26 protein-coding genes are annotated in these 25,496 nt (G+C 65.1%); 9 read left to right on the top strand and 17 right to left on the bottom strand.

Annotation, left to right across the window (positions count from 1 at the left end):
* Window positions 1-173: 173 nt before the first annotated feature.
* The gene (locus tag XI02_RS21280) at window positions 174-1,259 is read left to right on the top strand and encodes a 3-deoxy-7-phosphoheptulonate synthase (RefSeq protein ID WP_026192726.1); all 1,086 of its coding nucleotides are present in this window, start codon (window positions 174-176) and stop codon (window positions 1,257-1,259) included.
* 66 nt (window positions 1,260-1,325) lie between these two features.
* Here the strand turns inward: XI02_RS21280 and XI02_RS21275 are convergent, their stop codons facing one another.
* The 3 genes from XI02_RS21275 to epmA all read right to left on the bottom strand — a co-directional run bounded on the left by XI02_RS21275 (window position 1,326) and on the right by epmA (window position 3,975).
* The gene (locus tag XI02_RS21275; protein ID WP_026192725.1) at window positions 1,326-1,592 is read right to left on the bottom strand and encodes a hypothetical protein; all 267 of its coding nucleotides are present in this window, start codon (window positions 1,590-1,592) and stop codon (window positions 1,326-1,328) included.
* A 242-nt stretch (window positions 1,593-1,834) separates the two neighbouring features.
* Entirely contained in the window at window positions 1,835-2,926 is a 1,092-nt protein-coding gene (locus XI02_RS21270) for a lysine-2,3-aminomutase-like protein (protein ID WP_018271482.1), read from the bottom strand.
* A complete protein-coding gene (gene epmA, locus XI02_RS21265) occupies window positions 2,923-3,975 on the bottom strand; it encodes an EF-P lysine aminoacylase EpmA (RefSeq protein WP_018271481.1) in 1,053 nt (350 codons plus the stop codon). Before epmA ends, XI02_RS21270 begins: the two co-directional genes overlap by 4 nt.
* Before the next feature lie 139 nt (window positions 3,976-4,114).
* Here epmA and XI02_RS21260 point away from each other — a divergent pair, with 139 nt between their 5' ends.
* From XI02_RS21260 to XI02_RS21250, 3 genes are all read left to right on the top strand, one after another.
* Window positions 4,115-4,318: a hypothetical protein gene (locus tag XI02_RS21260; RefSeq protein ID WP_129964997.1), complete on the top strand. Its 204-nt coding sequence runs from the start codon at window positions 4,115-4,117 to the stop codon at window positions 4,316-4,318.
* A gap of 165 nt (window positions 4,319-4,483) precedes the next feature.
* On the top strand, window positions 4,484-5,050 hold the full coding sequence (gene efp / locus XI02_RS21255) for an elongation factor P (RefSeq protein WP_016844580.1): 567 nt from the start codon (window positions 4,484-4,486) through the stop codon (window positions 5,048-5,050).
* Between the two features lie 128 nt (window positions 5,051-5,178).
* Entirely contained in the window at window positions 5,179-6,783 is a 1,605-nt protein-coding gene (locus tag XI02_RS21250) for a M23 family peptidase (protein ID WP_172648040.1), read from the top strand.
* A 289-nt stretch (window positions 6,784-7,072) separates the two neighbouring features.
* Here XI02_RS21250 and XI02_RS21245 read toward each other — a convergent pair whose 3' ends face one another.
* The 3 genes from XI02_RS21245 to XI02_RS21235 form a co-directional block, all read right to left on the bottom strand.
* Window positions 7,073-7,465, bottom strand: a complete 393-nt coding sequence (locus tag XI02_RS21245; RefSeq protein WP_018271479.1) for a tautomerase family protein — start codon at window positions 7,463-7,465, stop codon at window positions 7,073-7,075.
* Between the two features lie 238 nt (window positions 7,466-7,703).
* Complete coding sequence (locus tag XI02_RS46400) at window positions 7,704-8,036, bottom strand: hypothetical protein (RefSeq protein WP_370143620.1); 333 nt, start codon at window positions 8,034-8,036, stop codon at window positions 7,704-7,706.
* 15 nt (window positions 8,037-8,051) lie between these two features.
* Window positions 8,052-8,474 (bottom strand): chorismate mutase, encoded by a 423-nt coding sequence (locus XI02_RS21235; protein ID WP_197971315.1) that lies wholly within the window; start codon window positions 8,472-8,474, stop codon window positions 8,052-8,054.
* Window positions 8,475-8,724: 250 nt separating this feature from the next.
* Between XI02_RS21235 and XI02_RS21230 the strand changes: the two genes are divergently transcribed.
* A complete protein-coding gene (locus XI02_RS21230; protein WP_018271476.1) occupies window positions 8,725-9,147 on the top strand; it encodes a DUF805 domain-containing protein in 423 nt (140 codons plus the stop codon).
* 21 nt (window positions 9,148-9,168) lie between these two features.
* Here the strand turns inward: XI02_RS21230 and XI02_RS21225 are convergent, their stop codons facing one another.
* The 3 genes from XI02_RS21225 to XI02_RS21215 all read right to left on the bottom strand — a co-directional run bounded on the left by XI02_RS21225 (window position 9,169) and on the right by XI02_RS21215 (window position 11,227).
* The gene (locus XI02_RS21225) at window positions 9,169-10,062 is read right to left on the bottom strand and encodes a dihydrodipicolinate synthase family protein (protein WP_026192723.1); all 894 of its coding nucleotides are present in this window, start codon (window positions 10,060-10,062) and stop codon (window positions 9,169-9,171) included.
* Window positions 10,063-10,207: 145 nt separating this feature from the next.
* Window positions 10,208-10,705 carry a cupin domain-containing protein gene (locus tag XI02_RS21220; protein WP_016842967.1) on the bottom strand — a complete coding sequence of 166 codons (498 nt, stop codon included), beginning with the start codon at window positions 10,703-10,705 and terminating at the stop codon, window positions 10,208-10,210.
* Between the two features lie 42 nt (window positions 10,706-10,747).
* Window positions 10,748-11,227, bottom strand: a complete 480-nt coding sequence (locus XI02_RS21215; RefSeq protein WP_018271474.1) for a carboxymuconolactone decarboxylase family protein — start codon at window positions 11,225-11,227, stop codon at window positions 10,748-10,750.
* A 95-nt stretch (window positions 11,228-11,322) separates the two neighbouring features.
* Here XI02_RS21215 and XI02_RS21210 point away from each other — a divergent pair, with 95 nt between their 5' ends.
* On the top strand, window positions 11,323-11,898 hold the full coding sequence (locus XI02_RS21210) for a MarR family winged helix-turn-helix transcriptional regulator (RefSeq protein WP_016842965.1): 576 nt from the start codon (window positions 11,323-11,325) through the stop codon (window positions 11,896-11,898).
* A 113-nt stretch (window positions 11,899-12,011) separates the two neighbouring features.
* A complete protein-coding gene (locus tag XI02_RS21205; protein ID WP_172648041.1) occupies window positions 12,012-13,247 on the top strand; it encodes a lytic murein transglycosylase in 1,236 nt (411 codons plus the stop codon).
* Between the two features lie 99 nt (window positions 13,248-13,346).
* Here XI02_RS21205 and XI02_RS21200 read toward each other — a convergent pair whose 3' ends face one another.
* The 3 genes from XI02_RS21200 to XI02_RS21190 all read right to left on the bottom strand — a co-directional run bounded on the left by XI02_RS21200 (window position 13,347) and on the right by XI02_RS21190 (window position 17,135).
* On the bottom strand, window positions 13,347-14,165 hold the full coding sequence (locus XI02_RS21200) for an SDR family NAD(P)-dependent oxidoreductase (RefSeq protein WP_016842963.1): 819 nt from the start codon (window positions 14,163-14,165) through the stop codon (window positions 13,347-13,349).
* 17 nt (window positions 14,166-14,182) lie between these two features.
* Window positions 14,183-16,024, bottom strand: a complete 1,842-nt coding sequence (gene recJ / locus XI02_RS21195; RefSeq protein ID WP_172648042.1) for a single-stranded-DNA-specific exonuclease RecJ — start codon at window positions 16,022-16,024, stop codon at window positions 14,183-14,185.
* 145 nt (window positions 16,025-16,169) lie between these two features.
* Window positions 16,170-17,135 carry an AraC family transcriptional regulator gene (locus XI02_RS21190; RefSeq protein ID WP_172648043.1) on the bottom strand — a complete coding sequence of 322 codons (966 nt, stop codon included), beginning with the start codon at window positions 17,133-17,135 and terminating at the stop codon, window positions 16,170-16,172.
* 348 nt (window positions 17,136-17,483) lie between these two features.
* On the opposite strand from XI02_RS21190, the gene XI02_RS21185 reads away from it, so the two are divergent.
* Complete coding sequence (locus XI02_RS21185) at window positions 17,484-18,296, top strand: outer membrane protein (RefSeq protein WP_016842959.1); 813 nt, start codon at window positions 17,484-17,486, stop codon at window positions 18,294-18,296.
* A 102-nt stretch (window positions 18,297-18,398) separates the two neighbouring features.
* Here the strand turns inward: XI02_RS21185 and XI02_RS21180 are convergent, their stop codons facing one another.
* From XI02_RS21180 to XI02_RS21160, 5 genes are all read right to left on the bottom strand, one after another.
* Window positions 18,399-19,118, bottom strand: coding sequence for a haloacid dehalogenase type II (locus tag XI02_RS21180; RefSeq protein WP_172648044.1), 720 nt, complete (start codon window positions 19,116-19,118; stop codon window positions 18,399-18,401).
* A 116-nt stretch (window positions 19,119-19,234) separates the two neighbouring features.
* Window positions 19,235-20,233: a class II fructose-bisphosphatase gene (gene glpX / locus XI02_RS21175; protein ID WP_026192722.1), complete on the bottom strand. Its 999-nt coding sequence runs from the start codon at window positions 20,231-20,233 to the stop codon at window positions 19,235-19,237.
* 79 nt (window positions 20,234-20,312) lie between these two features.
* Window positions 20,313-21,632 carry a homoserine dehydrogenase gene (locus XI02_RS21170; protein ID WP_028342125.1) on the bottom strand — a complete coding sequence of 440 codons (1,320 nt, stop codon included), beginning with the start codon at window positions 21,630-21,632 and terminating at the stop codon, window positions 20,313-20,315.
* Window positions 21,633-21,670: 38 nt separating this feature from the next.
* On the bottom strand, window positions 21,671-22,891 hold the full coding sequence (locus XI02_RS21165; RefSeq protein WP_016842955.1) for an LL-diaminopimelate aminotransferase: 1,221 nt from the start codon (window positions 22,889-22,891) through the stop codon (window positions 21,671-21,673).
* A gap of 215 nt (window positions 22,892-23,106) precedes the next feature.
* Window positions 23,107-23,382 (bottom strand): hypothetical protein, encoded by a 276-nt coding sequence (locus XI02_RS21160; protein WP_016842954.1) that lies wholly within the window; start codon window positions 23,380-23,382, stop codon window positions 23,107-23,109.
* A gap of 291 nt (window positions 23,383-23,673) precedes the next feature.
* On the opposite strand from XI02_RS21160, the gene XI02_RS21155 reads away from it, so the two are divergent.
* Window positions 23,674-25,482: an alpha/beta hydrolase gene (locus XI02_RS21155; protein WP_172648045.1), complete on the top strand. Its 1,809-nt coding sequence runs from the start codon at window positions 23,674-23,676 to the stop codon at window positions 25,480-25,482.
* Window positions 25,483-25,496: the final 14 nt, after the last annotated feature.

The following is a 25,496-nucleotide window of genomic DNA, read 5'->3' as shown; positions in this document are numbered from 1 at the left end:
GCCCCATGATCACATCAGCCACCAGCTATTTTTGGTACTTTAGCTACGACAGCTCGCTGGCGGCAGGAGGATCGCGCTCAATCTGAAGAATTGCAGCAAACGTCCAAAACAAGCCGCCAGACCTGGCGGCTTTTTTGTGTGCCGGCAGGTCCCGAACTCCAAAGGAGCCAGCCGTGTTGAGTACGACAGACGATCTTCGCATCAAGGAATTGAAAGAGCTCAGTACACCCGAAGAGGTGATGCGGGAGGTCCCGCGCACCCTGACGGCGACCCGGGTGGTGATGGGCGCCCGCAACGCCGTCCACGCGATCCTGAACGGCACCGATGACCGCCTGCTGGTCGTCGTCGGCCCCTGCTCCATCCACGATCCCGCGGCGGCCGTCGATTACGCCGAGCGCCTCGCCAGCCTGCGCGAACAGCTCGCCGACCGCCTCGAGATCGTGATGCGGGTCTATTTCGAGAAGCCGCGCACCACCGTCGGCTGGAAGGGGCTGATCAACGATCCCGATCTCGACGGCAGCTTCGACATCAACAAGGGCCTGCGGCTCGCCCGCAACGTGCTGTCGGCGGTGAACAATCTCGGCCTGCCGGCCGGCACCGAATTCCTCGACATGACGACGCCGCAGTACATCGCCGATCTGGTCTCCTGGGCCGCGATCGGCGCGCGCACCACCGAGAGCCAGATCCATCGCGAGCTGGCTTCCGGGCTGTCGTGCCCGGTCGGCTTCAAAAACAGCACCGACGGCGGCGTGCGGATCGCGGCGGACGCGGTGAAGTCGGCCTCGCACCCACATCACTTCATGGCGGTCACCAAGGGCGGCCGTTCGGCGATCGCCGCCACCAGCGGCAACGAAGACTGCCACGTCATCCTGCGTGGCGGCCGGGCGCCGAATTATGATGCCGCAAGCGTCGATGCTGCCGCCGCCGAGCTCGGCCGCGCCGGTGTCGCAGCGCGGCTGATGATCGACACCAGCCACGCCAACAGCAGCAAGAAGCCGGAGAACCAACCGGCGGTTGCCGCCGACATCGCGCGCCAGGTCGCAGGCGGCGAACAGCGCATCATCGGCGTGATGATCGAGAGCAATCTTGTTGCGGGACGCCAGGACGTCGTGCCGGGCAAGCCGCTGACCTACGGCCAGAGCATCACGGATGGCTGCATCGATCTCGGCACGACGGCAGACGTGTTGAAGCAGCTGGCCGATGCCGTCGACGCAAGGCGCAGCGTGCGGCGCGACGGCCTGCAGGAGCGTTCGGCCTGACGCGGCCGAACGGATTGAGCGTTGCCGGCGGGGCGGATATCGCGCCTCGCCGGTCAGCTGCGTGGGTTAGCAGCCACGGCAGATGCTCTTGATCTTCTTGTCGAGCGCCGCGTCTTCCTTATTGGCCTGACTGTTCGGATCGCTGATGTTCTTTTCGCTGGGGACGTCGCCGCGGCGTGGCTGACGATGTCCGATCGGCGCCTCCGGCACCCCCGCCCCCTTCTGCATGGAGGACGATCCGCCCTGCTGCTGCGCCCAGGCTTGGGAGATGCCAAGCTGGGGCGCTCCGGCCGCAACCATCATCAGAGCCATCAACAAAACTGTCTTCCGCATCTCGCGTCTCCGCTTCTCAACCCTATCGCGCCCGTTCCGGGACCTCGACGGTAGCACAGTTGCGTCGCCCCTGCGCTGCGCAATCCTGTACCTTCCGTATATCGGCCATCGTGCCAAGGAGCCAGATTCCCGCGGCGGCCAGCACCACAAAGAAGCCGAACATCACAGCATTTTCGATGCTGCGGTTGCCCTCGTCCTCGGGCGGTTCCTGCCGTCCGTCCCCGGGCCCGCTCATCGCCGCCTCAGGATTGCGGCGGGTAAAGATGAACGTCGCCGCAATAATCGACGATACGGTAGCGCCGTTCCACCGGATCTTCACGTTCGCGGGAAACCGGCTGCGACAAATAGCTCGGGCCGATCGGCGCCTTGCCGTGGCCGCCGGGAATGTCGAGCACATAATCCGGCTGACAAAGTCCGGAGACACGCCCTCGCAACGCCCGCATCAATTCCTGCCCGGCTTCGATCGTGGTGCGCAAATGCGCGGTGCCAGGCGCAAGGTCGCCGTGATGCAGATAATAGGGCTTGATCCGGCACTCCACGAAGCCGCGCATCAACGCCTCGAGCGTCGCAGCATCGTCATTGACGCCGCGCAGCAGGACGGACTGGCTCACCAAGGGAATGCCGGCGTCGGCAAGGCGCGCGCACGCTGCGCGGGCATTGTTGCTCAGCTCACGCGGATGGTTGGCGTGGATCGCAATCCAGGTCGTCGCGCCTTCGACCCGCAATGCCGCGATCATCTCGGGATTGATACGGCCCGGATCGGCGATCGGAACCCGGGTGTGGAGGCGAACGATCTTCACATGATCGATCCCGGCGAGATCGGCCATGATCTCGGTCAGCCTGCGCGGCGACAGCATCAAGGGATCGCCGCCGGTCAGGATGACTTCCCAGATCTCCGGATGGCTGCGGATGTAATCCAGCCCCGCACGGTAGGCGTCATCGGACAAGGCCGAGGCCTTTCCCGGCCCGACCATTTCGCGCCGGAAACAGAACCGGCAATACACCGCGCAGACATGGACGAGCTTGAACAACACCCTATCGGGATAGCGATGCACGATTCCGGCGACCGGCGAATGCGCATCGTCGCCGATCGGATCGGCGCTCTCGCCCGGCTGCTCGACGAGTTCGTCGGCGCTCGGGATGAACTGCCGCGCGATCGGGTCGGCGGGATCGGCCGGATCAATCAGCGCGGCGAGCTCCGGCGTCACCGCGACCGCGTAGCGCGCAGCGACCCGCTCGAGCCCGGCAAGTGCTGCGACCGGCGCGAGCCCGGCATCAACCAGCTCGCGCGGCTGTCGCAGCGTCGCCGCCAGTTTTGGATCGATCCTGTTCATGTCTCTCCCGCAGGCGGCGTCCAGACCACCTGATCAATTCGTGGCGCGCCACTCGCCAGCATCACCAGCCGGTCGAAGCCGAGCGCGACGCCGCTGGCTTCCGGCATCTGGCCGACCGCGGCAAGGAAGTCGTCGTCGAGCGGATAGCGCTCGCCATAACGGCGGGCCTTCTCGTCCATCGCTGCGGTGAAACGATGGCGCTGCTCGGCCGCGTCGGTCAGCTCGCCAAAGCCGTTGGCGAGCTCGACGCCGCAGGCATAGACCTCGAAACGCTCGGCGACATCAGGATCGCCGGCCTTGGTGCGCGCCAGCGCGGCCTCTGGCGAGGGATATTCGAACAGCACCGTCAGACGGCCCTGCCCCAGTTGGGGCTCGACATGCTCGACCAGCACTTTGCTGAAGATATCGGACCAGGTGTCGTCATCTGCAACCCGCACCCGCGCTGCTGCAGCCGCCGCAAGCGCCTCGCGATCGCCCGCGCCGCCCGTGATCGTCGCCAACAGATCGATGCCGGCGAAGCGCTCGAAAGCTGCCGCGACCGTCAGCAACTCCGGCTCGGCAAAGGGATCGGCCGTCCGGCCGCGGAAGGAGAACCGCCCGATCCCGGTCGCCTGCGCCGCATGGGCGATCACGACGATCGTGTCCGCCATGATGGCGTCATAGCCGGCATTGGCGCGGTACCATTCCAGCATGGTGAATTCGGGCAGATGCAGGTCGCCGCGCTCGCGGTCGCGGAACACCCGCGCGAACTCGTAAATCTTCGGCTCGCCGGCCGCGAGCAGCTTCTTGCAGGCGAACTCCGGCGAGGTGCGCAGATAGCGCGGCGCAAGTGAGCCATCGGCCTGCCTGAGCTCGGTGCGGGGAGCGTGCAGATGGGTCTCGTTGCCCGGCGAGACCTGCAGGATCGCGGTCTCGACCTCGGCAAATCCCTGCTCCTCGAACCAGGCGCGCACCGCTCGCGTGATCGCGGTCCGCGCCTGCAGGAACGGCCTGCGGTCGGCATAGCGCTGCGGCGACCACCAGGGCGACGGCCGGTCATGAGCTGTCATCGCCAGAGCATCCTCATGGATTCAACATCAACGAGCCGCCATCCGCACTCAAGAGTCCTGCACAACCGATTGATTCCACACAAGTTCATAAGCCCGCACAACCCCGGCCTCCGCGGCACGCGGCAAGGCTGGTCCCTTCTTGTCGAAAGACGCGCAGCTTGTCCATGCGCGCCCGGCTGAACCTGAACGACCGCTCGACATCCAAGGAGAGGAAACGCCTTTCCCCTGGCTCGAGGACTGGCGCTGCCTCTACGATCTGAAGACCGGCACATTTTCGGTTCCTGCGAGCTTTGCCGAGCACAACCGGACGGCGCTGAAAACGCCCGATCCGGCCCGAAAATAGGGGCCGCTCGGCGCGGCCGGGACGGTTGGCAACCTTGCGAATTCGGCCGCAAAAGACTGGCATCTCAGGGACAAATCAGTATGTTGCAGCCCGAAATCGCCGCCATGGCCGAGGGGCAGCCGATCCGGTTGGCGCCCTTAGGCTCTCAAATTCAGGAAAACACCTTTGAAAGTTATCGCCAGTTCCATCCGCAAGGGCAATGTCATCGAGCAGGACGGCAAGCTCTATGTGGTCCTTTCCGCCGAGAACATTCATCCCGGCAAAGGCACCCCGGTCAGCCAGATCGAAATGCGCCGCATCGGCGACGGCGTGAAGGTCTCGGAGCGCTACAAGACCACCGACCAGGTCGAGAAGGCCACCGTCGAGGACCACAACTACAACTACCTCTATGAAGATGGCGACGGCTTCCACTTCATGAACAACGACAACTACGACCAGGTCCAGGTCTCCAAGGAGATCGTCGGCTCGTCTGCGCCGTATCTGCAGGAGAACATGACCGTGAAGCTCTCGATGCACGAGGGCAACCCGGTCGCGATTCAGCTGCCGCAGCGCGTGACGCTGGAAGTGGTCGAGACCGAGCCGGTGACCAAGGGCCAGACCGCCTCCTCGTCCTACAAGCCGGCCATGCTGTCCAACGGACTGCGCACCGGCGTGCCGCCGCACATCACCACGGGCACCCGCATCGTGGTCATGACCGAGGACGGTTCCTACGTCGAACGCGCAAAGGACTGAGCGCTTGAGGCGCGGTGGGATTTGAAATGAATCGTCACCGCGCCTCAACTTGTTGGTTAAGCATCAACTTTACCGAAAACCGCTACACACTTTTCCGGAACTTGCTTTAGTCTCTCGGGCGATCAGACATGAGCCCGGGGAGTGCAGTGAACAGGAAGGTGGTCAGCTTCGTCAGTTGCTGGCTGGCAGCCCTGCTCTCGCCTCTTCCCGGCGCGCATGCCGACGAATTCCGAACGCCATCGATCTCAGCCATGCGGGTCGAATGGCGCGCTGTGCTCGACCAGTTGCGGCAGGAGATCGGCAGCCGCCCGGCCGTCGCCGCCGGCTTCACTTTCGCCGGACAACGCCGCGTTCCCGCCACCGATCCGCGGGCGACGCCTGCGCTGGTGCAGTTGAACGCCGTGACAGCGCCGCTGTTTCCCGGCATCGCGCAGAGCCCGATCCCGGTGCTGCTGCCGTTCGACCCCGCCAGCTATCTCGACGCGCGGCAAAACGGTGCGTCGGACAGCCTGTCGATCGCGCGCTATCAGGCCGACTTCCGCGCGGTCGATTTCTTCCATGCCGGTGCGTCGGGCTACGATGCCGTGTTCTCGCTCGACCCCGGTGCCGGCGACGGCCTGCCGCCGCGGACATTTGCCAAGCCGGTCGAGGTGCAGATTTCCGGCTCGATCCTGGTCTACGACCTCGCCGACCGGCTTGGCGGCAAGGGCGAGCCGGTCAAGACGCTGGCCGCGCAGTTTCCGGACCTGCGCCGCTTCATTCGCGAGGGCTATGTCCGCTACGCCTTCACCCGCTTCGGGATTCCCTATGTCGTGTCGATCCAGTGCCTCGACAGCGCGCCGCGGCCGAAGCGGCTGGCCTGCCGCGAGGCCTATCCGGTCGCCGAGCGCTTTCTGAAGGCCTTGCGCATCGCCGGCGGCCAGCCGTCGCGGCCGCGCAGCGACGTCGCCTCCGACATCGCCGAGCGGCCCGCCGCGCAATCCGCCGACTTCGCCTACCACCCGAGCGGCGACATCGTCGCGGGCAGCGGCGGCCGCAGGCAACAAGGCGGCCACGCCGACTTCACCGTCTATTCGCAGATCCGCTTTCCGCTCGAGAAGGCGCCGGCCTTCGCGCACTCGCAATCCTTCGCCAGGCGCAAGCCCGGCGCGGCCGTCGACGCCTATCCCTGGCAGGACAATTTCTGCGAGGCGCGCAGCTTCGAGGTCGGCCAATGCGCCAGCGGCTACGGCCATCAGGGCCAGGACATCCGACCTGGCGCATGTCCGGTCGACAGCAAGGATGGCTGCGATCCCAAGCAGCAGGCGGTCGTTGCGGTGCGCGACAGCATCGTGATCCGCTCGGCGGAGCAGCAGGCCGCGACATTGCAGGTCAACACCCGCACCGAGCACGTCCGCTTCCGCTACATGCACATGAACCCGTCAGTGATGGATGCCGACGGCCTGCTCAACGGACGCCGCGTCAGCGAGGGCGAGAAGATCGGCGTGGTCTCGAACTATCTCGACCACCCCAACGGCACCTCGCGGCATCTGCATTTCGACGTCCAGTTGTTCACGCGCGACGGCTGGCTGTGGGTCAATCCCTACACCACGCTGGTGTCGGCCTATGAGCGACTGATCCGCGGCCGTGGCCGCGAGATCGGACCGGAGCCCGGACCTGCGGCCGCCGTGGCCCATGCGCTGCCCGACGACGTCGTGCATCGGATCGACACCCAGGAAGGCGGCGGCAATTAGCGCGTTGTCGAGCGAAGCCTCTCCCGCACTTGATGCGGGATGGACCCCGTTCGGGGCGCACTGTCAAAATATCGAAAACAACCCCATGCAAAGGAGCCGGCGGCTGCCGTCGGTCGACACGACGACTTGACACGTCGGGCAAATCAGCGACATAATTCCATTATTCCGAAATCGTACAACGCTCCTCGCCCCGAGCCCATCGCATATGGCGTTTGCCGACTTCTGACTGAGGTATTCACGCGCGAAGGCTGGCTGTGGGCCACCCCCACACCATGCTGGTGTTCGAGGGCTATTTCAGCTCGCCGGTGATGAACTGCGCCCGCCCCATGCCGAACGACCAATCCTCGTCGTCGTTGATCACGAAATTGATGACAAGGTCGCTCGGCGCGATCCCGCAGGCCGACCACAGCGTCTCGGCAAGAACGCGATAGAAATCCAGCTTCAAGGCCTTCTCACGCGGACGGCTCGTCAATTGCAGCATCACCAGCCTGTCCGTCCGGCCGATACCGAGCCCGGTATCGAGTGCGACGACCCGCGACCGCGGGTGAACATGCACGACCTGGTAGCGGTCGCGCGGCGGCACGTGGAGCGTTTCCACCAGCACTTCGTGCGTGACATCGAGCAGCCGCTGGACATCTGCATCGCTCCGCCCCTCGATCAAATCAAAACGCAGAAACGGCATGTTAGTGGCTCCTTGCTCGATCTGCCGAGGAATGAAGCTTCGGTGCAACTGCCGGCGATCAGTTGCGCTACGCGTAGCGAACCAACTGGAGCGGAAGCGTTCCGTTCTCCAGCACGTTCGACGTCTTCAAATTATCCGAGCGAATTGAACCGCGCTCTGTCAGCTTGCTTAAGCACGCCGCACGGGAAAAGAGTAATGGCGATCTGAGATCGTTGCGATCTGAATCCCAGATCGCGTGTCATGAGTAATGACGGAGCATCCGACTGCTATTTCGCCAGCACCGCGCCTTGCAGTGCCGCGAGCGTATCCGGCCCGTAGCGGCCGTCGGGTGTGCGCTTGAGCAGGCCGGCCCGCGCCAGCCGCTGTTCGACGGCCTTGCGCAGCTCCGGGGCATCCGCGCCACGTCGGTCGCGTCGTTGCGCGGGTTGGGAAGCTGCACCGTGTTGCGATAGGCCGAATTGCCGATCACGAGCGCAACACGCCGCTCGGCAAACGCCGGGATCGAAGCGGCCACGCAGCCGATCAGGGCGAACGCCGCGCCCGCGAGCATGCGCCGGAGTGAGTACTGCATGGCCGGCGCGTCCGCCTATTTCTTCCAGGGCGCATCGCCGCGCGCCGCGGCGGCCGCGAAGATGCCCTGCTCATAATCGATGAAGGCGCGCACCATCGCGCGATAGGCGGCCTCCGCGACCTTGGGCGACAGCCCGTCCTGTTCGGCCAGCGTCATTGCCTTTTTCACCACCGCCTCGGCGCGCTCGGGCGCCTCGACTTGCGCCGGGTTGGCCTTGAAGCGGGCGGCTTCATGGACGTAGCGGCCGCGCTCGGCCATCAGGCGCACGATCTCGCGGTCGAGCCGGTCGATATTGCTGCGCACCTCGCCAAGCGTCTTGCAGCAGGCGCCGTTGTCGACCGTGGGGCTGCCCCACAGCGCCGGCGCGTTCGTCGCAGGTTCCTCGGCGCATGCCACGGCAGGAATCAGAAGCATCGACAGAAATACCGGCAATCGCATCGAACGCCTCCCAGAAAGCCGAGCACGCCTTGCGATCGTTATGCCGATTTTGCGCGCCGATGGAAGCCATGCCGCTAACGGGACGGCCGCAGGTTCCATTCGGAATCGCATCGATGCGCGCCATGTCGCGGCGACAATTGCCAGCTTGAATGATCATGATGGACGCAGCAATCCGCGGGAACCTGTCCCGCTTTGACCATCGGACGCAAGTATCTATCAGATGCCCATTCAGGCTGGACGATAACCAAGCATGCTCTCGACCTTCAGCTGGTTCTTTCTTTCGGTGAAAGGCCGCATCAGCCGGCAGGAATTCGGCCTGGGATTTTTCGGTCTCGTCCTGGTCGACATGCTCGTCATTCGCATCGGCGCAAGGCTCGACCCTGGCCCACGGTATTACGACAACAGCCCGCCCGCCGACGACCTGTCCGTCCTGCGCTTGCTGCTCATGCTGTCATTGTGGCCGTTCGCCGCGATGCTGGTGAAGCGGCTGCACGACCTCAACGTCTCGGGCTGGTGGGCGCTGACGATCCTCGCCATTCCCCACCTCGCCGCCGCGCTGCACGTCAAATACTGGATCCCCTATCTGGCGCTCGTCGCAACGCTGAGCGTGCTGCCGGGATCGAAGGGTGACAACCGGTTCGGCCGCGACCCGCTGGCGCGCGCCGGCATCTAGCGCCCTGCGCCGTGGTTGCGATCAGTCGATCTCGATCGCCGCCAGCGTCTCCTTGACCCGCATCTGAGCGTCCGCAGGGAGCGGCAATATCGGACGCGGAGGCTCGGCCACACAGATCCCTCTGAGATTGGCAAGTGCGTAGACGACACGCAGACTGGAATATGTCCTGAACAGATCCCAAATCGGCTGCAGACGCGCGTTGAGCTCTCGCGCCCGGGCCGCATCGCCGCCGGTCGCGGCGCGAACGATGTCGACGCAGACCTTCGGGAAGATTCCTGCGACAACGCTGTACCAGGTATCTGCGCCCGCCAGCAGCGCCTCGGTGCAATTCCAGTCGGCGCTGTAACCCAACGCAACGCCGTCCGGAACGACAGCCCGCAATTCCCTGAGATGGCCCGCGACCGTTGAAGCATCCAGCGCCGGACTTTTTACCGCGACGATTCCGTCCACACGACCCAACCGGCCGATGAGCGCCGGCGTGAATTGAAAATGCGTCGTTCCGGGATTGTCATAGATGCAGATCGGCAATCCGCTCTCGCGGGCCACGGTTTGAAAATGCTCAAAGACCTCGTCATCGGTCAGCGGCGTATAGGAAACCGCCGCCAGCAGGCCTGCCGTCGCGCCGGCATCACGCGCATCCTGGGCCAGCCGCACCGCATCGTCGGTGCGCAGTGCGCCGATGCCGACCAGTATTGGTGTGTTGCCGTCTGCCAAGGCGGTGGCCGCCTGCACGGCGCGCCGCCGCTCATCGCGGCTGAAATACGGATATGAGCCGGTACTGCCGAGCAGCCCGACCGAATCCACCTTCGCCGCAATCAAGGGGTCGAGCAAGGCGCGGAGCGCACCCACATCGACCCGCCCATCCCGGTTCGAAGGCGTTATCGGGAAGGCAGAGAGCCCCTTCAGACTGATCATCGGTTCGTCCCTCGTCGGCGACTGTCGCCGTAAGCTGCCGCGCAATCAATCGACCCGCCCCGTCGCGCGCAAGGTCCAGTTTCACGCGAACTGGGCAGCAAACTGGTCCAGTGCGCGTCCTGCAGGACGAGCTTCCCGCCGGTCGTTATTCGAGCATCGTGGTCAGCTGCGCGCCCTCGTCCGCCACGAACACCGCGATCAGCTCCGCCGGCTCCGTGGTGCTCGCATTGGCCGAGACCATGTGGGTCGACCCCGGCGGCTCGAAGAAGGACTGGCCGACCTTGAAGGTCTCGACCGGCCCGCCGCCGAGCTGGGAGCGGATTTCTCCCTTGGTGATGTAGGCCGTCACCGAACCGGAATGGCGGTGCGGCGGCGTGAAGCCGCCGGGACCATAGAACACGCGCACCACCGTGACGCGCTTGCCCGCGACATTGGGCAGCGCGTGCGAGCTGATGACCTCGACCTTGTCGAGCGGCGACGCTGCATTGGCGCTGGCGCACAGCGGCGCGATGACGGAGGAGATCGCGTCCATCGGGGTCGGCAGTGCCTTGCCGATCACGAAGGCGCAGGCCAGTCCCGCGATCACGGCCAGCGCGACCGGCCGCGGGAATGGAAGAGATGGAGTCATTGCCATCGAGGTCATTGTTTTTCTCCCTGTCAGCTGCCGTTTTGATCGGTCTCGACGTTACGAAGCCGCCGCGTCCGCACGCTGCCGGCGCGGCGGCGGCGTCCAGCGATAGGCCGCGCCGAACCGGTTCCAGACATTGATCGATGCGATCGCCGAGGTCAGGTAAGTCAGCTCCTGCTCGGAGAATTCGGCGGCGGCCAGCGCATAGACCTCGTCGCTGACGCCGTTCGGCAAGGTCGTCAACGCTTCGGTCCAGGCCAGCGCAGCGCGCTCGCGCGGCGTGAACTGCGGCGCCTCGCGCCACACCACGACGAGGTTCAGCTTGTCGGCGGGCACGCCGAGGCTCTCGCCCTGCAGGATGTGATACTGCACGCAGAACGCACAGCCGTTGATCTGCGAGGCGCGCAGCTTGACCAGTTCGAGCAGCTGCTTGTCGAGGCCGGCCTTCGCCGCGAACTGGCCGAGCGCGCGCACCGCGGCGAAGACGTCGGGCGCGAGCTTCTCGAAGTCGGTGTATTCCTTGCGGGCATGTGACATTGGCCTGGCCTCATGTTATCAGTGTACTGAGACATTATCAGAGCTCTGATATCATCGGCAAGATGCGGACATCGGCAACCGCGACAGCAGGCAACATGGCGGCAATGCAGAAACGAGGCAAATCCGGCACCGCCGGGCGGCGTCCGGTCGGAAAAGCCGCCGGCCGAAGGGCCGCAGCGAATGCAGGATCGACCGCAGGCGACGTCCTGCTCGCTCCTTCCGTTCCGGCGCCCGGCGAAGGCAAGCGCGGCGAGCAGGGCTATCTCGCCTATCTGCTGCGCCAGGCCCATGCGGCCTCGCGGCTGTCGATGGAGCGCGCGCTCGCCGAGCTCGGCGTCACCTCGCCGCAATTCGTAGTGCTCACCATGCTGAAGGCCTATCCGGGCCTGTCAGGCGCCGATCTGGCGCGGGTGGCACTGCTGACGCCGCAGACCGTCAGCGTGATCATCCGCAACCTCGAGCGCGACGGCGCGATCCGCAAGACGCCTCACCCCGTCCACGGCCGGGTGCTGCAATGGACCCTGACCGGCCATGGAACCGCGCTGCTGGAGAAATGCCGCCATATCGCGCAGGCCCAGGAGCGCCGGCTCGCCGCCGGCCTCGACCCCAGGTCGGAACAGGTGGTGCGCCGGTGGCTGTCAAAAATCGCCACAGATTTGCAGGATACCTAGAGCATGACCCGGAAAAGTGGGAACCGGTTTTCCGATGAGGTCATGCTCAAAACTATAGCTCCTGCGGCGGCGTGGCTTTTGGCTCACCCGATCGGCGCCGCTACACTGGCCCGATGAAACAGCCTGATTCTCCGCAATCCCCCGCCCGCCGCGCCGTCCTGAAGGCCGGGCTCGCGGCCGGCGCGGTGCTTGTCAATCCGCTCATCGCCCTTGCCGCAGCCCCTCCCGGCTTCGACCAGTGGCGCGACAATTTTCGCGCCCGTGCGCTGGCAAAGGGCATTTCGGAGGCGACCTGGACTCGCTGCATGGGACGGGTCGAGCCCGACATGAGCGTGTTCAAGCAGATGCGCAACCAGCCGGAGTTCCACGAGCAGATCTGGCAGTATATCAACCGCCGCGTCTCGGACTGGCGCATCATCCATGGCCGCGAGGCGCTGAAGAAGAACGACGCCCTGTTCGGCCGGATCGAGCGCGACTTCGGCGTCGAGCGCGGCACGCTGCTCGCGCTGTGGGGCGTCGAGTCCGCTTATGGCGATCCGCTGGTGCAGCAGAACCACATGACGCCGGTATTTCCCTCGCTGGCGGCGCTCGCCTGGAACGAGCCGCGCCGCAAGGCCTATTGGGAGACCGAGCTGATCAACGCGATGAAGATCGTGCAGCGCGGCTGGAGCACGCCTCAGGAGATGAACGGCTCATGGGCCGGTGCGATGGGCCATTCGCAGTGGATGCCGGAAGTCTGGCTCAATGTCGGCTTCGACTATGACGGCGACGGCAAGGTCTCGCCGTTCGGCCGGCCCGACGACGCGCTGGGCTCGACCGCGAAATATCTCGTCAATCGCGGCAAGTGGCACCGCGGCGAGCATTGGGGCTACGAGGTCCGCGCGCCCGGCGGCGGCGCCAGCGGCAGCCGCACCTATGCGGCCTGGGCGAGCGCCGGCGTAACGCGCGCCGACGGCCAGCCGTTTCCGCAGCCGAACGCATCAGCGCAGCTCTGGATCCCGGTCGCGGGTGGCCCGGCGTTCCTGCTCGGTCCGAACTTCAATTCGGTGAAGAGCTACAACCCGTCGATGAACTACGCGCTGGCGATCTGCCATCTCGGCGACCGCTGTCTCGGCGGGCCGCCCTTCATCCAGCCCTTCCCGGGCTCGGAGCGCGCGCTGACGCTCGCCGAGGTGCAGGAGATGCAGACGCGGCTGACCAAGGCCGGCTTCGACACCGGCGGCACCGACGGCCGCGTCGGCAACGACACCATGAAGGCGATCAAGGATTTTCAGATCAAGATGGGCCTGTTGCCCGCCGACGGTTACGGCGGGCTCAAGGTGCTGGCGCGGTTACGGCAAGGCGGCTAACCGTCATGCGATCTGCGTAGCCCGGGTGAGCGAAAGCGATACCCGGGGACGCATTTCCCGCATGTCGCTCCGCTCATGCGGGCTTACGACAGTTCGCTCCTACCGGCTCGCAGGCTGCCGCACGACGCCGCCGGCGTTCATGCCGCCGTCGATCACGAGCTCGGTGCCGGTCACATAGCGTGATGCGTCGGAGGCGAGATAGAGCACGCCCTGGGCGATCTCGATGGCCTGTCCGGCGCGGCCGAGCGGCGTGGCGAACCTTGCGCGCTCCTCCGGATCGATCGGTGCGTTCTGGCCGGCACCGGTCGCGCCGGTCGGGATCTTGCCCCAGATCGGCGTGTCGATGATGCCGGGATGCACCGAGTTGACGCGGATGCCGTCGTTCACCTGCGCGCATTCCATCGCGATCGACTTGGCGAACAGCCGCACCGCGCCCTTGGTGGCGCTGTAGCCGGAGAGCGTCGCCGCGCCACGCAGGCCGGCCAGCGACGACATCATGATGATGGAGCCGCCGCCATGCTTGCGCATCAGCGGCAGGGAGTGCTTCACCGACAGAAACACGCCGTCGATATTGATGGCGGTCTGCCGCCGCCAGTCCGCGAGCGACATCTCGACGATCGAAGGCGCCCCGATGCCGATGCCGGCATTCGAGACCATGATGTCGAGGCGGCCGTAGCGCTTGCCGATGTCAGCGATGACCTCGATCCAGCGCTCCTCGCTGGTGACGTCCTGCGGCAGGAAGACCACCTCGCGACCGGCCTTCTTGAGCCGCGCTGCGAGCTCGGGTCCCCTCAACTCGTCGATATCGGTCGCCACGACCGTCGCGCCTTCCTGCGCGAACAGTTCGACGATGGCCTCGCCGATACCCGATGCGCCGCCGGTCACCAGCGCGACCTTGCCTTCAACCTGTCCTGCCATGTCCTCTCCAACGTTTCTTATCGGATCACCGTCGGGCCCTGATCCGGCACCGCGACGTCGAGCACACGGAATTGCACACGTTCGGTGCCTTGCCAACGGTCGACCGCAAGAGAGCCCGCCACGTGCAATTGCTGCCCGCGATTTTGCGTCAAGGCGCTGCCGAGCTTCTGTCCGACGGAGCGGAATGCGATACCGTTGACGATCGAGCCGTCGCCTGACTTGAAGCGCAGCCGCAGATGCGCCTGCCCGACCTCGTCGGCATAGACCAGCTGATGCGACGGCAGCGCGATCACCGGCTCCGGATTGGCGGCACCGAACGGGCCCGCGCGATTGAGCGTCGCGGCGAATTCCGGCGTCACCGCGCGCGCGGTCACGGCGCCGTCGATGAACAGCTCGTTCTCGTGGCGCGAATTGGCGACGTCGGCCGCCAGCGCGCTCTCCATGTAGGCGCGGAATTCGGCGAGCTTCTCCTTGCGCAGCGTGACGCCGGCCGCCATCGCGTGCCCGCCGCCCTTCATCAAAAGGCCGTCATGCACCGCCTGCCGCACCGCCTTGCCGAGATCGACGCCGCCGATCGAGCGGCCCGATCCGGTGCCGATGCCGCCCGGCTCCAGCGCGATGGCAAACGCGGGACGCGCGAACTTCTCCTTCAGCCGCGCCGCGACCAGCCCGACCACGCCAGGATGCCAGCCTTCCGCCGCGGTGACGATGACAGCACCCTTGTCCTCGAGCCCGAGCGAAGCCAGCGCCTCGGCCTCGGCCTGTGCCTCGGCCGCCTGCTCGATCACGCGCCGCTCGGCATTGAGGCGATCGAGCTCGGCCGCGATCCGCGCAGCTTCGGAGACGTCGCCTTCGAGCAACAAGCGCACGCCGAGATCGGCGCGCCCGATCCGACCGCCGGCATTGATGCGCGGTCCCAGCATGAAGCCGAGATGCCAGGCCTCCGGCGGGCCGTTCAGCCGCGCCACGTCCATCAGCGCGGTGTGGCCGACATGGTCGCGGCGGCGCATCGCGATCAGGCCCTTGGCGACGAAGGCCCGGTTGAGCCCGATCAGCGGCGCGACGTCGGCCACGGTGCCGAGCGCGACGTGATGCAGCACGCTGAGCAGGTCCGGCTCCGGCATCTCGCCGGTCCAGAAGCCGCGCTGGCGCAGTTCGCGATTCACCGCGACCAAGGTCACCAGCACGAGGCCGACCGCTGCGAGATGGCCAAGCCCCGAGATATCGTCGGGCCGGTTCGGATTCACCAGTGCGTCGACCTCGGGCAACACATCGCCGGTCTGGTGATGATCGATCACGACGACCGACATCCCGAGCTTCCTGGCTTCCGCCAGCGGCTCGATGCTGGTGGTGCCGCAATCGACCGTGACGAGCAGCGTCGCGCCCTTCGCCGCCAGCGAACGCACAGCGTCGACGTTCGGCCCGTAGCCTTCGAAAATACGGTCGGGAATGTGGATCAGCGGATCCAGCCCGCAATGACGCAGATGCCAGGTCAGCAGTGCCGCCGAGGTCGCACCGTCGACGTCATAATCGCCGAAGATCGCAACCTTCTCGCCGCGCACCGCGGCATCCGCAATGCGCCTGGCGGCATGCTCCATCTCGGTGACCGTGTGAGGATCCGGCATCAGCTTGCGGATGGTCGGGTCGAGGAAATCGGCGACCTCGTCGATCGCGACGTCGCGGCCGGCCAGCACGCGCGCCAGCATTTCCGGCAGGTTGTGACGCTGCACGATCGCGAGCGCCCGCGCCGCCCCGCGCGCATCCAGCCGGTCGCGCCAGAGCTTTCCGGTCAGCGACCGCGTCACGCCGAGGAACGCCTGTGGCGCCTCGACGGGCAGTGCGGATGCGTGCAGCGTCATGATCCATTACGCGTTGCAAAGAAACAGCTGACTTCCAAGCCCAAATACCGGCCAGAGCTGTGGATAGATGCTTTTTTGCGCGCCGGGAACCAAGCCGGCCCGGGCCGAAAACCAACGCAATTTGAAGGGACTCGCGGGAATTTTGCTAGCGCCGCGATTGCGTCGGGGTCTGGCCGAAGCGCCGCCGAAATCGCTGATTGAAGTAAGCGATCTCGTTGAAGCCGCAGGCGAGCGCAATGTCGCTGACCTTCATCCGGTCCCCCTGTTCACTCGTGAGCAAGCGCATGGCGTGCTGGAGTCGTCGCTCAAGGAGCCGCTCGGTAAAACTCGAACCGGTGTCCTGCAGCAGATCCTGCACATATCTGGCCGAGACACCCATGCGTTTCGCGACCTGCTCGACTGAAAACCCTGCACTGGCAAAACTGCGGTTGATCTCGGCGATGACCTCCTGCGTGCGGGAGGCCCGCAGGCCTCGCATCGTCGCGTTCTGCGCCGCATCCCCTCGCGCACCCAACGCCAGCGCAGTCAGGTCGAGCAGCGTGGTGCCAACATGGTTCTGGAGCAGCGGATCATGCGGCTCTCCAGGGAGATCGACCACGAGTTCAATGTATCTTTGCAGAAGACCGATAGCGGGGCTTCGTTCGTCAAGCGGCTTGACCAGCACGTCGTCGGCCGCTCCGACGAGAGACAGGAGGCGATCCCTGCTGACCGTCAATGTCGTGCAGGAAAACGGAGCGTCGGACACCATGTCCGCGGGCATGCCGTTGCTGCCGAGAAATGCGCCTGACGGGGCGAGAGCAGCTTCGCGTCCCGCCTGATTCACGCGAAAGGTGCCACGCCCGCGATGGAAGAGCAGACAGAAATCATCGTTAGGGCCGCGTGAAATTGCTGTCCGCGACCGTCTTATTCGATGGAAGGAGCCGGCAAAGCGGGAGACTTGCACGTCCGACAAATCAGCCCACTGCATCGATGCGGAGAACGGCCGATCGTCGGATCGCGTGATGTCGACGCAACAGGTGAGCGCCTCCATCTGCTCGCTCCAGAGCGAGAACTTCTGGTGGTCCGCCAGTTCAGGATCAAGGCATTCCGACGAAATACTGGCGCGATTCACAGAGGCAACCTTTGGGTGCATTCATCATATGAAGCGCATCTCCTCAGGCTATGCGTAATTTCGCCGCAACGACCGCCCGATTTGTCGCAGTACATGCACACCAAGCATCAGTCCTGTTGCGAAGCTACAACATTGCTCCGAAGTTTGGCGCGGGTGCGCAGGAGCTAAATTCCATTGCGCAGGTGAACAAGACCGCCGCTGCGAGCCCTGCCAGTTTGCGCGCAGGATGCCGCGGGAAACGACGTCGCAATCTGACGTCGGCGCTCACCGGGTCCGGATCAGCAGCTGTTCGCAACCGCAATGCCTCAGGGCATCTGCGCTCAGCGCGACACTTTCAGGGGCCTATCAATGCAGAAATCTCTCCTCGGCGCTGGCTTGTTTCTAGGTGCGTCGTTCGTTCCCGCGCTTGCAGCCGACATGTCCTATCCAGTCAAGGCGCCGGTGATCACACCGGTTCAGGCCTTCTCCTGGACCGGCTTCTACGTCGGTGCCAACGTCGGCTTCGGCGGCGACAGGTTCGAGTATCCCTTTCACGCTTCGGCCCAACAGTTGCAGGCCGAGGCACCCCCGCTCACGTCAAGCACCAGCGGCAAATTCAGCCTGACATCAAGCGGCTTCTTCGGCGGTGGGCAGATCGGATACAACCACCAATACAACAACAATGTGGTGCTCGGTCTCGAAGCCGACTTCCAGTGGTCGGGCATCGAAGGCAGGTTCGAGGGCAATCAGATCCTCACCGTCAACGGAACGAGCGTCGCAACCACATTCGGCACCGGCTCCGAGATTGCGTGGTTCGGCACCGTGCGTGGCCGGCTCGGCTACGCCTGGGATCGGCTGTTCCTCTACGCCACCGGCGGCGCGGCCTATGGCAAGGTCGATACCCATGGAACCTTCAGCTTTGCCGGACCGAACGGCGTGGCTCAGACGACGTCAGTTGCATCGGGTGGCACGCAATGGGGCTGGACCGCAGGCGCGGGCCTGGAATACGCCCTTGCTCCGCAGTGGTCCTTCAAGACCGAGTATCTCTATATCGATCTCGGGAGCCGGACACTGCTTTCCAGCGCGATCAACGACGTCGCGAACGGCTTCACAGCGAATGCTGGAATGGACGTCGACACCAAGTTTCACACAATCAAGGCTGGCGTGAACTACCGCTTCTGATCGCAACGCGACAGATATGGACGAAGGGGCCGCGCGAGAACGCGGCCCCTTTCGGCGTTGGTCGGCAGTACGCTTCGCTCTCCCGGTTCGGCGAGCGTCGAGCTAGCAGCCCATCCGGCTGGCGATTTCCCCGAAATCCTTGGCCACGATGTCCCACTCGCCGGTGGCCTCGAAATCGACCTTCTGCAGCGGGCCGTATTCGGTGGGACGCGCCACGAAGGCGGTCTTCAGGCCGAGCTTCTGCGCGTGCTTCAGGTCGTAATTGTGCGCGGCGACCATCATCACCTGCTCCGGCGGCAGGCAGAGCAGCTTGGCGGCGCCGAGATAGGTTTCCGGATCGGGCTTGTAGTGCTGGAACAGCTCGGCCGACATCACGAGATCCCACGGAAGCCCCGCGAACTTCGCCATGTTGGTGAGCAGCGCGACGTTGCCGTTGGACAGCGGCGAGATGATGTATTTGGTCTTCAGCCGGGTCAGACCGGCGACGCTGTCGGGCCAGGCGTGCAGGCGATGCCAGCCCAGCGTCAGATGCTGCAGATCGGCCTCGCTCAGCCCCTTGATGTCGAACTGCGCAACGAGTTTTTCCAGCGAGCGGCGGTGCAAGACGTCCAGGATGACGTAGCCGTTCTGCGGGTTCTTGCGCACCTCGTCCATCGAGGCCGCATAGACCGCGCGCCAGCCGTCGACCAGCGCGGTCCAGTCGGCCTTGATACCGCGCGTCTCGCCCCATCTGGTGAAGTCGTTGATCAGGCTGGTGCGCCAATCGACCACGGTGCCGAACACGTCGAACACCAGCGCCTTGACCCCGGACAGATCGGACATGCGCGTCTCCCTTTGTTGTTCTTGTTGGCTTGTCATTCCGGGGCGCGCGTGAGCGCGAACCCGGAATCTCGAGTTTCAGGGGCGTTCGAAGGACGCCCCTGGAACGACCGCATGTCTTAGTCGAGGTGGAATTTCTCGAGCTGCCGATGCTCGGCCTTGATGTAGCGCACGGTGCCGGTGACCGAGCGCATCACGACCGTCTCGGTCTCGATCACGTCCTTCTTGAACTTCACGCCGGTCAGCAGCGAGCCGGTGGTGACGCCAGTGGCGGCGAACAGGCAGTCGCCCTTGGCCATGTCCTCGATGCCGTAGATCATCTTCGGATCGGTGACGCCCATCTTGTGCGCGCGCTCGCGCTTTTCCTCGGTGTCGAGGATCAGGCGGCACTGCATCTGGCCGCCGATGCAGCGGAGCGCGACCGCGGCCAGCACGCCCTCGGGCGCGCCGCCGGTGCCGATATACATGTCGACGCCGGTCTCATCGGGTTTGGCACAGTGAATGACGCCGGCGACGTCGCCGTCGGTGATGAGCTGCACGGCAGCGCCGGTCGAACGCACGCTGTTGATGATGTCGGCATGGCGCGGACGGTCGAGCACCAGCACGTTGATGGCGCTGGGGTCGACGCCCTTGGCCTTGGCGAGCCGGCGGACGTTGTCGGCCGGCGGCGCGTCGAGCTCGATCACGTTCTTGGCGAAGCCCGGACCGATCGCGATCTTCTGCATGTAGACGTCGGGCGCGTGCAGCAGCGTGCCGCCGTCGGCCATCGCCATCGTGGCGATCGAGCCCGGCATGTTCTTGGCACACAGCGTGGTGCCTTCGAGCGGGTCGACCGCGATGTCGACCTTGGGGCCGGCATTGAGGCCGACCTTCTCGCCGATGAACAGCATCGGCGCCTCGTCGCGCTCGCCCTCGCCGATCACGATGGTGCCCTCGATCGGCAGCTTGTTGAGCTCGCGCCGCATCGCGTCGACCGCGGCCTTGTCGGCGGCCTTCTCCTGGCCGTGGCCGCGCAGCCGCGCGGCCGACACCGCCGCGCGCTCCGTCACGCGCACGATTTCGAGCGTCAGGATGCGCTCGAGCAGCATCTGCGGCGGAACGGAAATATGGGTCGACATCGGCGTACTCCTTAAGCCTCTGGGACAGGCCAGCCTGCCCGCATCAATCGTCTCACGCCCGACCCGTTCAGGCCACGCGCTAGTTTTTCTCGATCCGGATCACCTGCGGCCGGCCGCTGATGACCTTATCGCGCTGCACTGCGGCCAGCGCACGATGCACGGCATCCTCGCTGGTCGCATAGGTAATCAGAATGACCGGGACCGGTGAAGGTTTTTTGGCCGCACCGTTCACATCGACGCCATCGGGGTGCCGTTGCACGATGGATTCCAGAGATATCTTCTGTTCCGCCAGCCGGGTGGCGATTGTTGCGGCAGTGCCTGCAAGATCGCGCGCCATCAGGCGGATATAATAGCCACCCTCATGGCGTTCCATCGGCGCCTTGGTGGTGTCGCGCAACCGCTCCACCGGGCGCCCGAACGGCTTGGCACGGATGCCGCGGGCGACGTCGGCGATGTCGGCGACCACGGCCGAAGCCGTCGCGCCGCCGCCGGCGCCGGGTCCCACCAGCGTGATCGGCGGAATCCCCTCGCCGTCGATCGCGACCGCATTGGTGACGCCCATCACCTGCGCAATCGAGGATGATTTCGGCACCATGGTCGGGTGCACGCGCTGCTCAATGCCCTTTGCCGTGCGCACCGCGACGCCGAGCAGCTTGACCCGGTAACCGAGTTCCGCGGCGGCCTTGAGGTCTTCCGGCGTGATCGAGGAGATGCCTTCGACATAAACCGCGCTTTCGGCGACCTTGGTTCCGAAGGCAAGGCTCGCCAGGATCGCGAGCTTCTGCGCGGTGTCGTGACCATCGACGTCGAACGACGGGTTGGCTTCGGCATAGCCGAGACGCTGGGCGTCCTTCAGACACTCCTCGAACGACAGCCCCTCCTGCTCCATCCGGGTCAGGATGTAATTGCAGGTGCCGTTGAGGATGCCGTAGACGCGGTTGACGCTGGTGCCCGCGAGGCCCTCGCGCAGCGTCTTGATCACCGGGATCGCCGCACCGACCGCCGCCTCGAAATTCAGCGCGCCGCCGTGCTTCTCGGCGGCCGCGGCAAGACGCAGTCCATGCTTGGCGATCAGCGCCTTGTTGGCGGTGACGACCGACTTGCCGGCCTTCAGCGCGGTCTCGATCGCGGACAGCGCAGGATCGCCGGCGCCGCCCATCAATTCGACGAAGCAGTCGATATTGGGATCTTCGGCGAGCGCCTCGGGGCTCTTCGCCCAGGCGATGCCGCGCAGGTCGAGGCCGCGCTTCTTGGCTTTCGAGCGCGCCGTGACCGCGACGACGCGAACGCCGCGGCCGCTGCGCTCGGCCAGCGCCCGTCCTTGTGTTTCGATGAGGCGGACGACATCGGCACCGACGGTGCCGAGCCCCGCTATGCCCACGTTCAGGGGTGCGACCATGGATTTAAGGGACCTGGAGATCAAGTAACCTGGAAGGATTAGCGTCGGTTGGCGAGAGGAACGACGTTGTGCAACGTTTCGATGCCGCTTTCAAGGAAGCGGCGCACGCCGCGCGCGGCCTGCCGGATCCGCTGCTCGTTCTCCACCATCGCAATGCGGACATAGCCCTCGCCATGCTCGCCGAACGCCACGCCGGGCGACACCACGACGCCGGATTTCTCCACCATCAGGGTCGCGAACTGCATGCTGCCGACCGCCTCGAACGCCTTGGGCAGCGGCGCCCAGGCGAACATCGAGGCCTGCGGCGGCGGAATGTCCCAGCCGGCGCGGCCGAATGACTCGACCAGCGCATCGCGGCGCTTGCGGTAGGTGTCGCGCATCTCGCGGATGCAGTCGTCGGGACCGTTCAGCGCCGCGGTCGCCGCCACCTGGACCGGCGTGAACGCACCGTAATCGAGATAGGATTTGACGCGCGCCAGCGCCGCGATGATCCGCTCATTGCCGACCGCAAAGCCCATGCGCCAGCCGGCCATCGAGAACGTCTTCGACATCGAGGTGAACTCGACGGTGACGTCGATCGCACCGGGCACCTGCAGCACCGATGGGGGCGGATTGTTCTCGTCGAAATAGACCTCGGCGTAGGCGAGATCGGACAGGATGAAGATGTCGTGCTTCTTCGCGAACGCGACGAGGTCCTTGTAGAAATCGAGGTCCGCGACATAGGCGGTCGGGTTCGACGGATAACAGACGATCAGCGCGATCGGCTTCGGGATCGAATGGATGATCGCCCGCTCGACCGCCTCGAAGAACTGCGGCGTCGGCTCCGAGGGCACCGAACGGATCACGCCGCCCGCCATCAGGAAGCCGAACGCATGGATCGGGTAGCTCGGATTGGGGCACAGCACGACGTCGCCGGGCGCCGTGATCGCCTGCGCGACGTTGGCAAAGCCCTCCTTGGAGCCGAGCGTCGCAACCACCTGGGTGTCGGGGTTGAGCTTGACGCCGAAGCGGCGCGCATAATAGGCGGCCTGGGCCTTGCGCAGGCCGTTGATGCCGCGCGAAGCCGAGTAGCGGTCGGTCCGCGGCTTGCCCAGCGTCTCCTTGAGCTTCTCGATCACATGCGGCGGGGTCGGCAGGTCCGGGTTCCCCATGCCCATGTCGATGATGTCGGCCCCGGCGTTGCGCGCGGCCGCCTTGGCCTGGTTGACCTTCTCAAAGACGTAAGGCGGCAGACGGCGAATGCGGTAAAAATCTTCCATGGGACCCTTGCTCCGACAACCGCGATGCCAGAATCGGCCCCCTTGGTCCAGCTTGCGGAAGCCGGCTCGGCCTCTGACAGAAATCGCACTGAATCAATGACTTAGAGCGAATTCGGGCGCACGATCTGGGGGCTGCGGCCGGATCTGCGGTTGAACTGGATTTCTTTTAGCACGGACACCGGGCGGCGCCAGCGCTGATCGGCCGTTTGTGGGCGCTACTTGCCGCTTTGGGCGGCCGTTGAGGCCTGGCGCGCGCGCGCGGCAATCAGCTCCTGCTCGATCTTGGCTTGGTCCGCCGGCTTGATCGTCGGATCGGCGCGGTCGGGCGGAAGATCATGGACCGGCAGGTAGCCGCCGGCGTCCTTTTCGCGCGCCGGCGCATCGGCCGGCATCGTCATATCGGCGATCGTGCTCGAGCACCCGCTCAGCGCCACCAACGACGCGAGCAGCACTGCGGCCGCGAGCCCCCTGTTCATTCGATCGATCGGCATGCGCCGAATTGTCCCCAACAAGCTAGCGCGCACGTCGCACGTTGCCGACACGGGTCGCACTGGTACGAGCCTTGCAGCGTCCCCGCTGCGTTAATTCCGACTTTAGCGTTTCAAACCATTGTCGCCCGAAACGCTTAAAGCGAGAACACCAAAAGCGACCCCTGAGGCTTCAATATGTCAGAACAAAGATTTTTTGACGCACCGCAACAGGGCGAAACATTGGATTTTGACTGATTTTCATTGCCGCACCGCGCGATGACGCCCTCCAAACGACGCGATATTGTACCTCAGATGAGCAACGTTAGTACCGACACCCCGGCCGCCCCGAAATTCAACGCCGAAGCCTTCGCCATGAACATCGCGCGAGCGATGGAGAGCAGCGGCCAGGCGCTGGCAGCCTATCTCAAGCCGCGCCAGACCGGAGAAGTCCGCGACAAGCCGCCGAATGAGCTCGGTGAGGTCATCAAGACCTTCAGCGTGATCGCCGAATACTGGCTGTCCGACAAGGAGCGCGCCTCGTCGCTGCAGATGCAGCTCGGCAAGGACTACCTCGATCTCTGGGGATCGGCGGTGCGCCGCATGGCCGGCGAGGCCGATGCCAAGCCCGCGATCGCGCCGGCCCCGCGCGACAAGCGCTTCCAGGATCCGGAGTGGAAGTCGAATCAGTTCTTCGACTTCATCCTCCAGCTCTATCTGCTGACCGCGAAATGGGCGCAGCAGCTGGTCCACGACGCCGACGGAATCGATCCGCACACCCGCAAGAAGGCCGAATTCTACGTCCAGCAGATCACCAACGCGCTGGCGCCGTCGAATTTCGTGCTGACCAATCCGGAAGTGCTGCGCGCCACGGTCGAGACCAATGGCGACAATCTGGTCCGCGGCATGAAGATGCTGGCCGAGGACATCGAGGCCGGCCGCGGCACCTTGCGGATCCGCCAGTCCGATTCGAGCAATCTCGAGGTCGGCGTCAACATGGCGACGACGCCGGGCAAGGTGATCTTCCAGAACGAGCTGATGCAGCTGATCCAGTATTCGCCGTCGACCGAAAAGGTGCTGCGCACGCCGCTCCTGATCGTGCCGCCCTGGATCAACAAGTTCTACATCCTCGATCTGCGCCCTGAGAAATCCTACGTCAAATGGTGCGTCGACCAGGGCATCACGGTGTTCGTGATCTCCTGGGTCAATCCGGACAAGGAGCTCGGCAAGAAGACCTGGGCCGACTACATGACCGAAGGCCCGCTGACGGCGATGGACGTCATCGAGAAGGTCACCGGCGAGATGAAGGTGCACACCGCCGGCTATTGCGTCGGCGGCACCCTGCTCGCCTCGACGCTCGCCTATCTCGCCGAAAAGCGCCGCCAGCGCGTGATGTCGGCGACGTTCTTTGCCGCGCAGGTCGACTTCACCCACGCCGGCGACCTGCTGGTGTTCGTCGACGAGGACCAGATCTCGGCGCTGGAACGCGACATGCAGGAATCCGGCGTGCTCGAAGGCAGCAAGATGGCGATGGCCTTCAACATGCTGCGCTCCAACGACCTGATCTGGTCGTATGTCGTGAACAATTATCTAAAGGGCCAGCCGCCCTCCTCGTTCGACCTGCTGCACTGGAATTCGGACGCGACGCGGATGCCGTCGTCGAACCACTCCTACTACCTGCGCAACTGCTATCTGGAGAACCGGCTGTCGACCGGCACGATGGTGCTCGACAACACGCTGCTCGATCTGTCGAAGGTGAAGGTGCCGGTCTACAACCTCGCGGCACGCGAGGACCACATCGCGCCGGCAGAATCGGTGCTCTACGGCTCGCAGTTCTTCGGCGGCCCGGTGAAATATGTGCTGTCCGGCTCCGGCCACATCGCCGGCGTGGTCAATCCGCCCGCCTCGAAGAAGTACCAGTACTGGACCAACGACAACATCAAGGACATCAAGCTCGCCGATTGGCTGAAGGGCGCCGAGGAACACAAGGGATCGTGGTGGCCCGACTGGCGCGGCTGGCTGGAGAGCCATGATCCGGAGACGGTCCCGGCGCGCATTGTGGGCGCGAACGGGGCGTCGGTGCTCGAGGACGCTCCAGGCAGCTATGTCCGCGTCCGCGCGTAGCGCGAGTTCTTCCG

The sequence above is a fragment of the Bradyrhizobium sp. CCBAU 21365 genome, assembly GCF_015291305.1.
Classification (GTDB): domain Bacteria; phylum Pseudomonadota; class Alphaproteobacteria; order Rhizobiales; family Xanthobacteraceae; genus Bradyrhizobium; species Bradyrhizobium elkanii.
This window is presented reverse-complemented; position numbering and strand designations above follow the sequence as displayed.